At 38.1% G+C, this 16,105-nt stretch carries 11 protein-coding genes; all 11 read left to right on the forward strand.

Annotation, left to right across the window (positions count from 1 at the left end):
- Nucleotides 1-564: hypothetical protein (locus tag AB1349_09095; protein ID MEW6557496.1), on the forward strand; the 564-nt coding region annotated here is incomplete at its 5' end.
- A 140-nt stretch (nt 565-704) separates the two neighbouring features.
- Nucleotides 705-1,223: a 50S ribosomal protein L10 gene (gene rplJ, locus AB1349_09100; GenBank protein MEW6557497.1), complete on the forward strand. Its 519-nt coding sequence runs from the start codon at nt 705-707 to the stop codon at nt 1,221-1,223.
- Nucleotides 1,224-1,330: 107 nt separating this feature from the next.
- A complete protein-coding gene (gene rplL, locus AB1349_09105; GenBank protein ID MEW6557498.1) occupies nt 1,331-1,717 on the forward strand; it encodes a 50S ribosomal protein L7/L12 in 387 nt (128 codons plus the stop codon).
- Between the two features lie 138 nt (nt 1,718-1,855).
- Nucleotides 1,856-5,587 (forward strand): DNA-directed RNA polymerase subunit beta, encoded by a 3,732-nt coding sequence (rpoB, locus tag AB1349_09110; protein ID MEW6557499.1) that lies wholly within the window; start codon nt 1,856-1,858, stop codon nt 5,585-5,587.
- A gap of 163 nt (nt 5,588-5,750) precedes the next feature.
- On the forward strand, nt 5,751-6,074 hold the full coding sequence (locus AB1349_09115; GenBank protein MEW6557500.1) for a hypothetical protein: 324 nt from the start codon (nt 5,751-5,753) through the stop codon (nt 6,072-6,074).
- 102 nt (nt 6,075-6,176) lie between these two features.
- Nucleotides 6,177-10,319 carry a DNA-directed RNA polymerase subunit beta' gene (gene rpoC / locus AB1349_09120; GenBank protein MEW6557501.1) on the forward strand — a complete coding sequence of 1,381 codons (4,143 nt, stop codon included), beginning with the start codon at nt 6,177-6,179 and terminating at the stop codon, nt 10,317-10,319.
- 73 nt (nt 10,320-10,392) lie between these two features.
- Nucleotides 10,393-10,809, forward strand: a complete 417-nt coding sequence (rpsL, locus tag AB1349_09125; GenBank protein MEW6557502.1) for a 30S ribosomal protein S12 — start codon at nt 10,393-10,395, stop codon at nt 10,807-10,809.
- Between the two features lie 95 nt (nt 10,810-10,904).
- Entirely contained in the window at nt 10,905-11,378 is a 474-nt protein-coding gene (gene rpsG, locus AB1349_09130; GenBank protein MEW6557503.1) for a 30S ribosomal protein S7, read from the forward strand.
- 143 nt (nt 11,379-11,521) lie between these two features.
- Nucleotides 11,522-13,585, forward strand: coding sequence for an elongation factor G (gene fusA, locus AB1349_09135; GenBank protein MEW6557504.1), 2,064 nt, complete (start codon nt 11,522-11,524; stop codon nt 13,583-13,585).
- 108 nt (nt 13,586-13,693) lie between these two features.
- On the forward strand, nt 13,694-14,695 hold the full coding sequence (locus AB1349_09140) for a CsgG/HfaB family protein (protein MEW6557505.1): 1,002 nt from the start codon (nt 13,694-13,696) through the stop codon (nt 14,693-14,695).
- Between the two features lie 31 nt (nt 14,696-14,726).
- On the forward strand, nt 14,727-15,713 hold the full coding sequence (locus AB1349_09145; protein ID MEW6557506.1) for a 6-bladed beta-propeller: 987 nt from the start codon (nt 14,727-14,729) through the stop codon (nt 15,711-15,713).
- Nucleotides 15,714-16,105 lie beyond the last annotated feature (392 nt).

Consider the following 16,105-nt stretch of genomic DNA (forward strand, 5'->3'; position numbering starts at 1 on the left):
ATGAGTATAAAAATTATTAAAGAAAAAGAAAACATTTATCAAGATGCAATTGAAATTATAAAAAAAAGTAATAGTAGATTGTTTATCATTGAAAGAAGTGCAAGTTTATTATTAGGAGCTAGAAAAAATTCAATTGAAAAAAAATATCTAAATCTTATAGAAGAATATCTTTATAAATTACACGATAAATCTGATAAAAAGTTCATTTACCTTTACAACTATGTAACAACAAAAAAAGAAATGTTTGATAGAAAAATTCCTTTTGAGAAAATAACAGCTAATTTTGCTATTCTTAAAAACATAAAAGAAAGATGTACTGAACGATTTATAATAAAATCGTTTAAAGAATATGGCAATCCATTAATAATAGGGGACCGAGAATTTAGCATGTGGTTGACTAATCCAGCAGGTAATTTTTTATGTCTTAGTATTGAAAATAAAAGATACACAAATTTTATTTTTGAATCGTATAAAAATTATGCTATGCATTTAGTTAATAGTTCAATTGAAGAGTTAATTCATGAAATTGAACCTAAAGAAGCACGTGAAAGTATTCTTGATTAATTCAGGAGTCATGACGTCTAAACAAAAAAGAATATTACTACAATAATGAAAGAACCAAAAATTATTCTACGATGCTTTAGCATCGGTCTGATCGGTTTTAACCGAAACTAAAGTTTCGTAGAAGATTTTTTAAAAAAAGTATGATAAAAACCAAACAAGAAAAGCAAGAATTTGTAAAAACATTTGAAAAAGAAATCCAAGAAAAAAGAAACTTTATACTTGCCGACTATCAAGGTTTGAAAGTTTCGGAATTGGAAGATTTACGAAAAAAATTACAGATACTCAATGCCAAACTGTTTGTTATTAGAAACCGGCTCGTAGCCAAAGTATTCAAAAATATAGAAATTAACGGATTTGACGAATACCTCAAAGGACCTACTGCAATTGTGCTTGAGAAAGACGACCTTGTAAAAACAATCAAACAACTTTTTATATTTTCTAAATCAAATAATAAATTAAAATTGAAAGCAGGCTGGTATGAGAACAAATTATTAACCAGTTCAGAAATTTCCAGAATTGCACAATTACCGCCCAAAGAACATCTTTTAGCAGCGGTTGCTGGTGGTATCTTGGCACCACTTATAAAGTTGATGAATGTCCTGAGAACTCCGCTGAGAAATCTGGTGGTGGTATTGAAACAGATAAAAAAGGCAGGTTAAAGGTAAAAATAAAAGGTTAAAATTAAAAGTATAAATTAAAATAAAATCCCAAAATTTTAACCTTTAACCTTTAACCTTTAACTTGCTGTTAACAGGGGGTGATAAAAATGGCTACAAACGGAAAAGATGAAATTTTGGAAGCAATTTCCAAAATGACTGTTATTGAACTGGCTGATTTAGTCAAGGCGTTAGAAGAAAAGTTTGGTGTTTCTGCGGTTTCATTCGCGGCTGTGCCTGCTGCCGCTGCTAGTGGTGGTGGAGTGGGAAGTGCATCTGAAGAAAAAACAGAGTTTTCGGTAATTTTGACTGCTGCGGGTGCCCAGAAAATCAATGTAATCAAAGTTGTGCGGGAACTGACAGGGCTGGGCTTAAAAGAAGCCAAAGACCTTGTTGAGGGTGCACCCAAACCAGTAAAAGAAGGTATTCCAAAAACACAGGCAGAAGAAATCAAAAAGAAACTTACTGAAGTCGGCGCAACAGTAGAAGTAAAATAAACGAGGCAGTGAATTAACAAGTGGATAAGTGGTTAGTGGTTAGTAATGTCATTGCGAGAGTCAATTCATTGGCTCGTGGCAATCCATCACTTAATCACTTAATCACTTAATCACTTAATCACTTAATCACTGGTTTTAATGAAGCGAATCAATTTTGGCGGGATTCCGAAAGTGTTAGACCTGCCGGATTTAATAGAAGTACAAAAAAACTCGTTCAAAGAATTCCTGCAAGAAAATATTGCGGTTGAAAAAAGAAAACTTACAGGACTTCAAGCATCATTTTTGGATGTTTTCCCGATTTCGTCCAGTAATGGCGAGTACATTTTAGAATTTGTTTCATATGAGTTAGGCAAACCTAAATTTACTGAAGAAGAAGCACTGCTTACTGACTCTACCTATTCCGCACCATTAAAAGCGACATTTCGGCTGTTAGTGAAACAAGAAAAAGGTGCACCTAAAGAAATATCACAACAGGATGTATATGTTTGTGACCTACCGTTAATGACAAAAAAAGCTACTTTTATCATAAATGGTGTAGAACGAATTGTAGTTACGCAAATGCATCGTTCGCCGGGTGTGATATTTGAAGAAAACGAAGAGATACCGATTTCAATTTACGGTAAACGATTGTATTTTGCTAGAATTATTCCTTATCGGGGTGCTTGGGTAGAGTTTGAGTTTGATGATAAGAATATTCTATGGGTTAGGATTGATAAGAAACGCAAATTTCTCGCTACAACATTGCTGCGTGCTATCGGGATTGAAAAGGATTCGGCAATACTTAAACTTTTTTATAAGATAGAAAATATACCGTTAAATAATTCAGCAGTTGGCAGGATTGTGGCTGAAGATATTGTTGATACCCGAACAGGCGAGATTTTGGCAGAAACCAACCGGAAAATTTCAGAAGAACTATTAACTACTCTGAAAAAAACCGGCAAATCAGCCATATCTGTTCTTGTAACAGAACTGAAATTAGATGACTCTGTAGTAAAGGACTTAACGATTTCTGAGACACTGGCATTAGATAAGATAAAAAGCAAACGAGACGCAATAATGGATATTTACAGAAAAAACCGCGCGATGGATTTCGTAAGTAGTGACCAGGCAACTACCTATTTTGAGAACCTGCTGCTACATAATCCTAAAAAATATGACCTGTCAAAAGTAGGCAGATATAAAATCAACAAAAAACTTAAAGATGTATTTACAGAATTTTATAAAAATTTTGAACTCCCGAAAGAAACCAAAAAAACACTTACAGTTGAAGATATTGTTGTAACAATCAAGTATCTGCTGGACTTGAATAATGGGATAGATAATAGAACAATAGATGATATAGACCATCTTGGCAATCGGCGAATTCGTGCAGTTGGTGAACTTTTAGAAAACCAGTTAAGAATCGGCTTGGCGCATATGGTTCGGTTAACAAGAGAAAAAATGAACTCAATAGACCGCTCGCAGGCAACACCCCGCGCAATCCTGAACACACAGCCTGTGATAGGAATAGTAAGACGGTTTTTCTTTACAGGGCAGTTATCTCAATTTACGGACCAGGTAAATCCACTTGCTGAGTTAACACATAAACGTCGGCTTTCTGCACTTGGTCCCGGCGGGCTACACCGAAAACGTGCTGGGTTTGAGGTTCGCGATGTCCATTACACACATTACGGCCGCGTCTGCCCGATTGAAACGCCTGAAGGACCTAATATCGGACTGATTACCTCGCTTGCCTGCTATGCCAGAGTGAACGAGTACGGGCTTTTAGAAACACCATATCGGAAAGTGCTAAACGGCAGGGTTACCGAGCAGATTGATTATCTAACCGCGGATAAAGAAGACGAATTGGTAATCGCTCAGGCAAACTCGCCAGTTGATAGCAAGGGCAGATTCACAACTGATACTGTATCCGCACGGCTACATGGCGATTTCATTTTTGTATCACCTTCTAAAGTAGATTATATGGACATCTCACCGCTGCAGGTTGTATCTACTTCTGCCGCACTGATACCTTTTTTAGAACATGATGATGCAAACCGCGCACTGATGGGTTCAAATATGATGCGGCAGGCGGTACCACTGCTGTTGCCAGAAGAAGGAATAGTTGCAACCGGTATAGAAGAGAAAATAGCACGTGATACCGGCGCAGTTGTGGTTGCCCAGAAAAGTGGAACCGTTTTGAGTGTAAATGCGAATGAGATATCAATCCAGAATAAAGATACCGGCGAGATTGATGTCTATAAACTCAAAAAATTTGAACGAACAAACCAGGATACCTGCATAAACCAGATTCCACTTGTAAAAAAAGGCGATACTGTCACAAAAGGCGAAATTATAGCAGATGGCGGCGCAACAAGAAACGGGTCGCTTGCATTAGGTAGAAATCTGTTAATTGCGTTTATGTCGTGGGAGGGCTACAACTACGAGGATGCTATACTGGTATCAGAACGGCTTGTCAGAGGAGATATGTTCACTTCTGTGCATATTCAGGAGTTCATAGTAGAAGCAAGAGATACAAAGATGGGTCCGGAAGAGATAACAAAAGATATCCCGAATGTCTCAAAAGATGCGTTGCTTAATTTAAATGAAAATGGAATTATTACTGTTGGCAGTATTGTTGAGCCCAATGATATTCTCGTTGGTAAAGTTACACCTAAAGGAGACCAGCAGACAACACCGGAAGAACGGCTACTTAGAGTAATTTTTGGCAAGAAGGCAGAAGATGTAAAAGATGCATCATTACGGGTCCCGCCGGGTGTATATGGAAAAGTAAGCGATGTTAAAATTTTTACCCGAAAAGAGAAATTATCAAAAGAAGAAACTAAAAAACGAATAAAAGAGATTGAAAAAAAATATAAAGCTGAACTTGAAACAGCAAAAAATGTACTGACAGAGACAATAAAATCTATAAGAACCGTGCCATCAAAATCAAAGGGACAGCGGGACGGCGGGACAGAAGGACGGAAAGGAACAACGGCTGCTGAAAAGAAACTAGAAATTATGAAAGCAAGAGACCTGTTCAAAAAACGGGTTACAGAAATAAAAAAAGCAGAACGGTTTGAAAAAGACCAACTAAAAACAGGTGATGAACTGCCAGTAAGCGTGAATAAAATTGTTAAGGTCTATATCGCTACAACCAGGAAACTGCAGGTTGGTGATAAGGTTTCAGGTCGGCACGGGAATAAAGGTGTGATAGCCAAAATTCTGCCGTTAGAGGATATGCCATACCTGCCTGATGGAACACCGGTAGATGTGGTTGTCTCACCGCTTTCGGTTCCGTCCAGAATGAATGTAGGTCAACTGTTAGAAATGATGCTTGGCTGGGCAGGTATCCAAATGGCAACACAAATGGTTTGCCCTGTGTTTGATAGTGCAAAAGAAATAGAAGTAAAACAGCAGATAGCATATGCTAAGAAATATCTTGTATCAAAAGGAATATCTGAAAAATTTCTGCCGGACGATTCCTGCAGAATAACACTCTACGATGGTAGAACAGGGCTGCCATTTGAAGAAAAGATTACAATCGGCTATATGTATTTGATGAAGTTAGCACATCTTGTAGATGATAAAATGCATGCGCGTTCTACCGGACCGTATTCGCTGATAACCCGTCAGCCGTTAGGAGGTAAGGCACAATTTGGCGGACAGCGGCTCGGTGAGATGGAGGTCTGGGCATTAGAAGGCTACGGTGCCGCATATACATTACAGGAAATGCTAACAATCAAAAGCGATGATGTCGCCGGTAGAACAAAAATGTATGAGTCAATAATAAATGGTAAAGAGATTACACAAATGGGTGTGCCGGAATCATTCAAGGTTTTGGTAAAAGAACTGCAATCTCTAGGACTGAATATAGAGTTGCTGAAATAGCTTCTGTCAAGGAATTCTACGCTCCGATAAATCGGAGCGGTTCTAACCGAAACTAAAGTTTCGTAGAAAGCATTCAAGTCGGAAGTGGGAAGCGGGAAGTAGGAAGTAGTTTTACTACTCCCTATTTACTACTGCCTACTCCCGGCAGTTTAGGGGGTGGAGTATGGACACATTAACAGCAATTACTTTGATTGCCTTAATGTTTACTGTCTATGCTTGGTATAATGGCAGAGCAACAAGAGGACTGTTAAAGGAACTTTTTTCAAAGATGGATGAAAGGACATTAAAGATGGATGAAAGAGCAGAACGGCGACATAGTGATGTAATGGAAACATTAAAGCAGCAACACAGGGATGTAATAGAAACTTCAGAACAGCGACACTTGGAAATAGTTGAATTATTGAAATTGGGTGAAAAGCGACATGAAGAAGTGATGAAAGCGTTAGAAAAAGGTTTTGGAACACTAATTCAACAAAGGGCAACCTAAGAAATAGCGAATAGCAAATAGTAAAATCTTGAATCTTAAATCTTAAATTATTGGTTTTAATTTTTAATTTTTAATTTTTAATTTTTAATTGCCGTAATTTGTATGGCTAAGTTTATCAAAAAACAGTTAAAATTGGCAAAACCGAAACGAAAAGCAGTTCCACAGCTAAATTATTCCGAGTTTAGCAAAATCAGAATTTCGGTTGCATCACCTGATGTTATTCATTCATGGAGTTATGGCGAGGTAAAAAAACCGGAAACAATCAATTACAGGACATTCAAGCCGGAACGAGATGGGCTTTTTTGTGAACGAATCTTCGGACCTGTTAACGACTGGGAATGTAACTGCGGAAAGTATAAATGGGTAAAACACAAAGGGATTGTCTGTGATAGATGCGGGGTTGAGGTTACAGAGTCAAAAGTCCGCCGAGAACGAATGGGACATATTGAACTTGCGACACCAATTGCACATATCTGGTTTTTAAGAAAAAATCCGTCTAAACTCGCAACTCTGTTAGATATAAAACTATCAGACATTGAAAAAGTCATTTATTATGCAAAATATATAATTGTATCTATAGAAAAAAATGAAAATAAACTACCAGTATATGTAGGACAAACAATCACTGATGAAGAATATCAAAAATATAAAAACGAGCCGTCATTAAAATTTAAAGCATCTATTGGCGCAGCCGCTATACAGGAATTAGTGAAACAGATGGATTTAGAAAAAACAGCAAAATCAATCCATGCAGAACTAAAAGAAGAGAAATCGGAAGCTAACAGAGTAAAACTAGTAAAACGGCTTCGACTTATCAATGGGTTCATCCGCTCGGGGCTAAAACCGGAATGGATGATATTGACTGTAATCCCTGTGATACCACCTGATTTAAGGCCACTGGTTCCTCTGGAAGGTGGCAGATTCGCTGCATCTGACCTGAATGACCTGTACAGACGAATAATCAACCGAAACAACCGACTCAGGCATCTGATGGAATTGAAATCGCCTGAACTGATGATTCATAATGAAAAACGACTCCTGCAGGAAGCAGTTGACTCACTAATAGAAAACGGCGCTAAAGGCAAGGTTGTAACAGGCGCTGGCAACCGGCCGCTAAAATCACTATCCGATGTGATTAAAGGTAAAGAAGGACGATTCCGACAGAACCTGCTTGGGAAACGGGTTGATTATTCAGGCAGAAGCGTGATTGTCGTCGGACCTGAACTTAAACTTAACCAGTGCGGACTACCAAAAGAAATGGCAATTGAATTGTTTAAACCGTACATCATCAGAGAGATTATGAACCGCGGGCTGGTGTCATCACTGAAAGCATCAAAACGGTTTTTAGAACGACAGCGACCTGAAATCTGGGATATCTTAGAAAGTATAACCAAAAACCATCCGGTAATGTTGAACAGAGCACCAACACTGCACCGACTCGGCATCCAAGGGTTTGAGCCGATTCTTATTGAAGGACGTTCTATCCGGTTGCATCCTTTAACCTGCGCAGCATTCAATGCAGATTTTGATGGTGACCAGATGGCTGTGCATGTGCCACTGTCTGCAGATGCAATAAAAGAGGTCAGAGAAAAAATACTATCAACTAATAATCTGCTGCTGCCTTCAAACGGCAAACCTGTAGTTTCACCTTCACAGGATATGGTTGTCGGCTGCGCGTATCTTACAAAACCTAAAAAAGGTGTGTTAGGCGAAGGAACAATCTTTTCAGATACTGATGAAGTGCTGACCGCGTTCCAGAATAAAGAAGTTGACCTGCACGCAAGGATAAAAGTCCGTGGGATAAATAAAATAAGGGAAACGGGACAGAAGGACAGAGGGACAGAGGGTTGGACTGATTATACTACAGTTGGCAGGGTTATATTTAATAGTGTGATACCGGCTGAATTAGGTTTTTTTAATCAGACAATTGGCAAAAAGGATATTGCAAACATTATTGACCTTGCATTCAAGAAAATTGGTAATGACCGGACTGTTGCACTGTTGGACGAACTGAAAAAAATAGGGTTCCGTTATGCTACACTGTCAGGGCTTTCTATTTCTATTGATGACCTTGTTGTGCCTGATGAGAAACAGCATATCATAAAATCAGCACGAAAAAATGTTAAAGAAATTGAAAAACAAGCACGAGAAGGAATCATAACCAATTTGGAGCGATATAACCGCGTTATTGATATATGGACACACGCAACTGATGAGATTTGTAACCTCATGTTTGATAAAATGGCACAGCAAGAAAAACAGCTGTTTAATGAAAAAACAACCAAGTTTAATCCGGTATTTATTATGGCAGATTCAGGTGCTAGAGGCTCAAGAGCACAGGTTCGGCAACTTGGCGGGATGCGCGGACTTATGGCAAAACCGGCAAAACGGCTCACAGGTCAGATTGGCGAAATTATTGAACAACCAGTAGAAGCGAATTTCCGTGAAGGGCTGACAGTTCTGGAATACTTTATCTCAACACATGGCGGTAGAAAAGGGCTCGCAGATACCGCACTGAAAACATCTGAAGCGGGCTATCTTACAAGACGGCTGATTGATGTTGCACATAATGTTGTGATTACAGAAGATGACTGTGGAACTATAAACGGTATAAAAGTAGGTGCGATTGTATCAGCTGATGAAGCAATAGAATCGCTATCAGAACGGATTGTTGGCAGATGCGCATTAGATAATGTGGTTGGCGTTATACAGACACCAGACGGCGAGTATAAAGAAGAATTGATTATTAAAGAGAATGAACTGATAACAGAAGAGCAGGCAAAAAAAATAGTAGCCGCTGGTATTGAGACAATCCGGATTCGGTCGGTATTAACCTGCGAAACCACAAATGGTGTATGCGCAAAATGTTACGGGTTGGACCTCGCAACTGGCAAACCGGTTACAATTGGTACAGCAGTCGGTATTATGGCAGCGCAATCAATTGGTGAGCCGGGAACACAGTTGACACTCAGAACATTCCATATTGGCGGGACCGCGTCCCGAATAATAAAAGAAGCAGACATTACGGCTGATAAGGACTCAACTGTAAAATTTTTTAATATGCGATATGTAAAAAACCGTTCCGGTAGGTTCATAGTCGTCTCCAGAAATACTGAGATGCAACTTGTTAGTGGTAAAGAAAAGAAAAGTTATAAAATTCCATATGGTGCGGAAATAAAATTTATTGCTGAAAAAAAGATTGCCAAAGGTACAGTTGTTGCAGAATGGGACCCGTACACCAGTCCGATTATTACAGAACACGCTGGCAAAGTTCAACTTCAAGATGTAGTTGAAGGCTCAACTATGCATATGTTAGAAAATAAAATTACAAACCAAAAAGAACGAGTAATTGTGGAACACCGTGGGACAAAACTGAATCCACAAATAGTAGTCACCGACCCGTCAAAAAAGAGTGGAAAAGTTGCTACATATCCATTGCCAGTTGGAACACATATTATTATTGATAATAATCAGCCAGTTGAAGTAGGCGATGTAATTGCTAAAATCCCGAAAGAATACACAAAAAGTAAAGATATTACAGGCGGGCTACCACGAGTAGGTGAGCTTTTTGATGCACGAAAACCTAGAAATGTCGCAATCGTCGCTGAAATAGAAGGTGAAGTAAAAATCAATTCTGAAAAAGGTGCAATCAGCGTTACTGTTAAAAGTGATACTGGAATGAAACGGGAATACCATATTCCCCAGGATAAACATCTGATTGTTTATGATGGCGACCGAGTAGCGGTTGGAGAGCCGCTCACAGATGGTTCTATTGACCCGCATGATATCCTGGATATTTTGGATATCAAAGGTGTTCAGGAATACCTGGTAAATGAGATTCAAGAGGTTTATCGGCTACAAGGTGTCACTATAAATGATAAACATATTGAAGTAATTGTAAGACAGATGCTGCTGAATGTAAAGATAGAAAAACCGGGTGATAGCGGGTTCCTCGTCGGTGAAATAGTTAGTAAGTTTGAGTTTGATGCCGAAAATAAACGAATAGAAGCCAAAAAAGGTACCCCAGCAGACGCAAAGCCAGTCCTTTTAGGAATAACTAGGGCGGCACTATCGTCAAGGTCGTTTATTTCAGCTGCTTCGTTTCAGGAGACATCCCGAGTGCTTACAGACGCATCTGTGAAAGGAACCGTAGATACACTCGCAGGCTTAAAAGAAAATGTCATAATAGGACATCTTATCCCAGCAGGTACAGGATTTAAGAAAGCAGGGATAAGTAATAGGTAATAAGTAATATGGGCAATGGTAAAATTTGCCTTCTCCATTATTACTTGTTACTTATTACTTTTCCCCTTTTACTATGCCAACAATAAACCAATTAGTTACACAAGGTAGAGAAATTATAAAACGAAAAAGTAAAACACCAGCACTTGGTGAGTCTCCACAACGCCGAGGTGTCTGCACAAGGGTCTATACAGTAACACCTAAAAAGCCTAACTCGGCATTGAGAAAAGTAGCACGGGTAAAATTAACAAGTGGGTTTGAAGTGACTGCGTATATTCCCGGTATCGGACATAACCTCCAGGAACATTCTATCGTTTTAATAAGAGGTGGCAGAGTAAAAGATTTGCCAGGTGTAAGATACCATATTATTAGAGGCACACTTGATACTACAGGTGTAACAGGTAGGAATCAAGGTCGGTCAAAATATGGTAGTAAAAAACCAAAAGAAGGAGTAGTAAAACAGGAAACACCATCACCAGCACCAGCACCATAAAAAGCAGTTTAGAGTTGAGAGAACTTAGTTTAGAGAAAAGTCAAAATGTTTTTATCTCTAAACTCTAAACTCTAAACTCTAAACTCTAAACTAATATGTCACGAAAAGCAAAAAAAATAAAAAAAGAACCACTAAAACCGGATTTCAAATATAGAAATACTATCATTACCAGATTAGTCGCTAATCTGTTAAAAAGAGGTAAACGTTCTCATGCAGAAACAATCTGTTACAAAACAATGGATATAATCAAGGAGAAAACCAAACAGGAACCGATAACTGTATTGGATAAAGCAGTCAAAAATGTCAGGCCACTGTTAGAAGTGAAACCTCGGCGGGTAGGTGGTGCAACTTATCAGGTACCAGTTGAAGTAAAACAGCTACGCGGTATCACAATAGCAGTTAGATGGCTTTTGATGTACGCCAGACAGCGAAAAGGAAAACCAATGTGTGAACGGCTTGCGTTAGAAATAATAGATGCGTTTAATAATACAGGTAGCGCAGTAAAAAAACGGGAAGATACACATAAAATGGCAGAGGCAAATAAAGCGTTTGCACATTATAGATGGTGATAAAATTCTGTCGTAAGGCAAATAAGGCATTCGCACACTACCGCTGGTAATAAAGACAGAATTAAGAATTAAGAATTAAGAATATGCCTGTTTTAGAAATTGAAAAAGAAACCTATATTACACAAATGAGTAATATTACACAGATGAGTAATATAACCACCATCAGAAACATAGGTATCATAGCACATATAGACGCTGGTAAAACAACTACTACCGAACGAATCCTTTTTTATACAGGTAAGATTCACAGAATGGGTAATGTAGACGATGGTAATACCGTTACCGATTGGATGGACCAGGAGCAAGAGCGTGGGATTACCATTACATCCGCTGCAGTGAGTTGTTTCTGGCGTGATAAACAGATAAATATAATTGATACACCAGGTCATGTAGATTTTACCGCTGAGGTAGAACGCGCTTTACGAGTGCTTGATGGCGCAGTTGTAATTTTCTGTGGTGTTGGCGGTGTTCAGCCACAGTCAGAAACGGTTTGGCATCAGGCAGATAAGTACAAAATTCCACGAATCGCATTTATCAATAAACTTGATAGAGTCGGTGCTAATTTTTTTAATGTTATAGAACAAATGACAAAAAAACTGCATACAAATCCATTACCACTCCAAATCCCAATTGGAATTGAGGATACATTTTCCGGGATTGTTGACCTGCTAACATTGAAAGCGTTCCAATATATTGATGAGACAGGCACACAAGTTAAAGAGATAGAAATTCCAGCAGATATAAAACCGATTACTAAAAAATATAGAGAAAAACTGATAGAAATTTCAGCGGAAGCAGACGAAACTATTATGCATAAATTTGTGAGTGGTAAAGATAAAATTACTGACGCTGAACTAATAAATGCAGTTAGAAAACTGACAATCTCAAACAGAATAGTACCTGTTTTAGCCGGCGCAGCACTCAAAAATAAAGGTGTCCAGTTTTTGTTAGATGCGATTGTTTCTTATCTGCCTTCCCCTGTAGATATTCCACCAATTACAGCGCCCGAGCCTGAAACAAACAAAATAATTACAAGAAAAACAGACGAACAAGAACCCGCAGCTGCACTGGCATTCAAAATTCAAACCGACCCGTTTGTAGGTCGGCTTACATATATCAGAGTATATTCTGGCAAAATAAAACGAGGTCGCTCAATCTATAACGCTACTCGCGGTGTTCGGGAACGTATCGCAAAACTGGTCAAAATGCACGCTAACGACCGTGAAGAAGTAGAGTTTGTATCAGCCGGCGATATCGCAGGTGTCGTCGGGTTCAAAAAAACATTTACAGGCGATACACTCTGCGACGAGCAGCAACCAATAATTTTAGAAAATATCAAATTCCCTGAGCCAGTTATATGGCTGGCTATAGAGCCAAAAACTAAAGCAGATGACGAAAAATTAGCAAAAGCACTTGCTAAATTGGCTGAAGAAGACCCAACTTTTAAGTTAAAAGTTGACCCGGAAACAAGTCAGACAATCATCTCCGGGATGGGTGAGTTGCATTTAGAGGTGCTTGTAGAACGGATGAAACGCGAGTTCTCAGTTGTCGCTAATGTTGGCAAGCCGCATGTCGCATACAAAGAAACAATCTTACAAATCGCAGAAGCAGAAGGGAAGTTTATCCGCCAGACAGGCGGACACGGGCAGTACGGACATGTTGTATTATCCGTTGAGCCCAATCAAAAAGGAAAAGGGTTTGAATTCATAAATAAGATAAGAGAAGGCCGTATCCCAAAAGAATTCTTTTCAGCAATTGAAGAAGGGATTATTTCGGCACTTGAAACAGGTCCGCTTGGCGGCTTCCCCGTGGTTGATGTAAAAGTAACACTGCTTGATGGCACATATCACGAGGTTGATTCATCTGATATCGCATTCAAGATGGCTTCATCAATTGCAACCAAAAATGCACTCTCACAGGCAATGCCGGTTTTGTTAGAACCGATAATGAAATTGGAAGTTATAACACCTGAAGATTATTTAGGCGATGTGCTGGCTGATATAAACTCACGCCGCGGTAGAATTGAAAACATATCAGTAAATAAAAAAATTCATACTATTGACAGCTATGTGCCACTTCGTGAAATGTTCGGCTACTCATCTCAATTACGCTCGTTATCACAGGGTAGAGCAACCTATACAATAGAGCCAGCATATTACGAAAAAGTAGACGATAAACTCGTAAAAGAGATATTAGGTATAATATGAAAAAGATTTTTGGTAAAAGCTGTTTTCTACGATGCTTTAGCATCGGTTTGGCCGCCACTTGAAGTGGCGTAGAATATAGCTTCTGAATATCTTTTTAGGACTTTGTTGATGATAAAGAAATTTGGAATATGTATAATCCTTTCATGGTGTTTCTGTCTCTCCCAAAATATTTTGGCAGAAAGTCATATTAAAGGACGATGGGCGTTGGGTTTAACATATCCAGGTATTTCTATCAGACGAGGATTGCTCGACTGGATGGCTGTGGATTTGCATGGTCAGTTTGGTTCTGAAATATATCTTTTAGGTCCACGACTCAGTTTTTATCTTAACCCAAGTTCCCAGTTAATAGTGTATTTAGCTGGAGAAGGTAACTGGGTGTCTTTCAAGGGTGAAAAAACTGAAGGATGGGGCGTAACTTCCGGAGGTTTCCTTGGTCTTGAATTTTTTCTTAATAAACGAATAAGTTTGGCAACTGAAATTGGGCTGGGATTAATTTATTTAGAGAATACAAAACCAGAAGGTGGTGACACTTTTAGGTGGTGTGGGGTGTATAATGTGAGTTTATATTTTCATACTTTGTCCACAAAGAAAATAAGTAGAGAAGATGAAGAAAAAATAAAACAGGAAGGAAAAAGGACTGAAGAATTAAGAAAAGAGTTGAAAAAAAGAAAAGAAATAAAAGTAGAAGGAGAAGAAAAGATAAAGGAGAAAATAAATATAGCGGTAGCTGATTTTGAAGCGGTTGAAGTATCAAGATCTGATGCAATTTTTGTAGCAGAGTTTGTTAGAGAGGCACTTGTAAATTCAAAAGTATTTAAAGTTGCTGAAAGAAGGGACGTTGATAAAGTTATGGAGGAATTGGGATTTCAGATGTCAGGATGCACGGATGAACAATGTGCGGTTCAAATTGGAAGATTGTTAAATGTCCATAAAATGGTTTTAGGAAGGGTAGGGACACTTATGGGCAAATATCAAATAAGTATAAGAGTTGTTGATGTTGAAACAAGCGAGATAGTTTTTAATAAAACAAAAGGAGCAAAAGATCCTGATGAAATGAAAATTGTTGCAGAAGAAATTGTTAATGATATTATATATGAAATTGATAAATAAATATGTCTAACTTATTAAGAGGAGTAAAAAAATGCGTAAAATTTTAATTTTTGTGTTTACTATTAATTTTTTAATCTCTTGGTTTTTTAATTTCCATCTTTTTGCTGGTATTTTTGCTGATGATGAATGGGGCGGTATATCATTTGGCTGGATAAATGCTATAAAAAAAGAAATAAAAGAACTTGATAAACAAATATTTCTTGAATTTGTTACTAAATGGGGAACAAGAGGCACAGGCGATGGTCAGTTTGATCGCCCGACAGGTGTTGCAGTTGATTCATCAGGTAATGTTTATGTTGTAGATACAGGTAACTTCAGAATACAGAAATTCAATTCTAATGGAATATTTATCTTAAAATGGGGAAGCCAGGGTAGCGGTGATGGTCAATTTACTGGTCCGCAGGGCATAACAGTTGATAAATCAGATAATATTTATATAACAGATAATAACCAGGTTAAAAAATTTTCTTCAAATGGAACATTTATTACAAAATGGGGAAGTTATGGCTGGGCTGATGGTCAATTTACAAACCCAATAGGCATAGCGCTTGATTCATCTGGTAGTGTATATGTTGCAGATACAGGAAATCATAGGATACAAAAATTTTCTTCAAATGGAACATTTATCTTAAAATGGGGAAATCAAGGCACAAGCGATGGGTCTTTTAATTTAGCATTTGGGGGAATTGCAATTGATGCATTTGATAATATTTATGTTACAGATACCTGGAATGACAGAATTCAAAAATTTACATCAAACGGAATATTTATACTAAAATGGGAGCGAGGTCATCCAAGATACATTGCGGTTGATTTAACAGGAAATGTTTTGACAACCGGTGGGAATAATAAGATTGAAAAATATACATCAAATGGAAAATTTATTGCGGAATTTGGAACAGCAGGTGGCGAAAACGGTCAATTTTTATGCATTTCTGGTATTGCGATTGATTCGTATGGTAATGTTTATATAGCAGACACGGATAATCACAGGATTCAGAAGTTTCGTCCACGATAAATTTTTTATAGAAGTTCTTTTTTATAGGAAAAAGCCAAGAAGAATTTTTTCTTGAAAAAGTATGAAAAAGTAGGACGTCCCGGTTTCCCGCGGTTTTCCGGTTTCCAATGTAGCAAGTGGTGTTTACATCTATACAATCAGAGCCAAGAAAGAAGGATATAAAGATATAAAAACACATGGGAAATGTGCGATAATAAAATAGGGGATGAAAAATCTCTGGGTTTTATGTTTCCGAAAGATTTTGGTGAATAGTAGAGAAAAAAATATTAACCTGAAAAATGCGTGAAAACGCTGTTTTTTGACATGACTTCGTCGGAACAACTTTAATGTTCATTTGCAAATCGACCTATTTTAATAGTGACCGTACTTTTTTAGCATTGCTGAATAGTTCT

This window comes from Elusimicrobiota bacterium (genome assembly GCA_040757695.1).
In the GTDB taxonomy this organism is placed as follows: domain Bacteria; phylum Elusimicrobiota; class UBA8919; order UBA8919; family UBA8919; genus JBFLWK01.

Coding starts and splice junctions, on each gene's coding strand:
- rplJ (MEW6557497.1), top strand. CDS start 705: ATGATAAAAACCAAACAAGAAAAGCAAGAATTTGTAAAAACATTTGAA.
- rplL (MEW6557498.1), top strand. CDS start 1,331: ATGGCTACAAACGGAAAAGATGAAATTTTGGAAGCAATTTCCAAAATG.
- rpoB (MEW6557499.1), top strand. CDS start 1,856: ATGAAGCGAATCAATTTTGGCGGGATTCCGAAAGTGTTAGACCTGCCG.
- AB1349_09115 (MEW6557500.1), top strand. CDS start 5,751: ATGGACACATTAACAGCAATTACTTTGATTGCCTTAATGTTTACTGTC.
- rpoC (MEW6557501.1), top strand. CDS start 6,177: ATGGCTAAGTTTATCAAAAAACAGTTAAAATTGGCAAAACCGAAACGA.
- rpsL (MEW6557502.1), top strand. CDS start 10,393: ATGCCAACAATAAACCAATTAGTTACACAAGGTAGAGAAATTATAAAA.
- rpsG (MEW6557503.1), top strand. CDS start 10,905: ATGTCACGAAAAGCAAAAAAAATAAAAAAAGAACCACTAAAACCGGAT.
- fusA (MEW6557504.1), top strand. CDS start 11,522: ATGAGTAATATAACCACCATCAGAAACATAGGTATCATAGCACATATA.
- AB1349_09140 (MEW6557505.1), top strand. CDS start 13,694: ATGATAAAGAAATTTGGAATATGTATAATCCTTTCATGGTGTTTCTGT.
- AB1349_09145 (MEW6557506.1), top strand. CDS start 14,727: ATGCGTAAAATTTTAATTTTTGTGTTTACTATTAATTTTTTAATCTCT.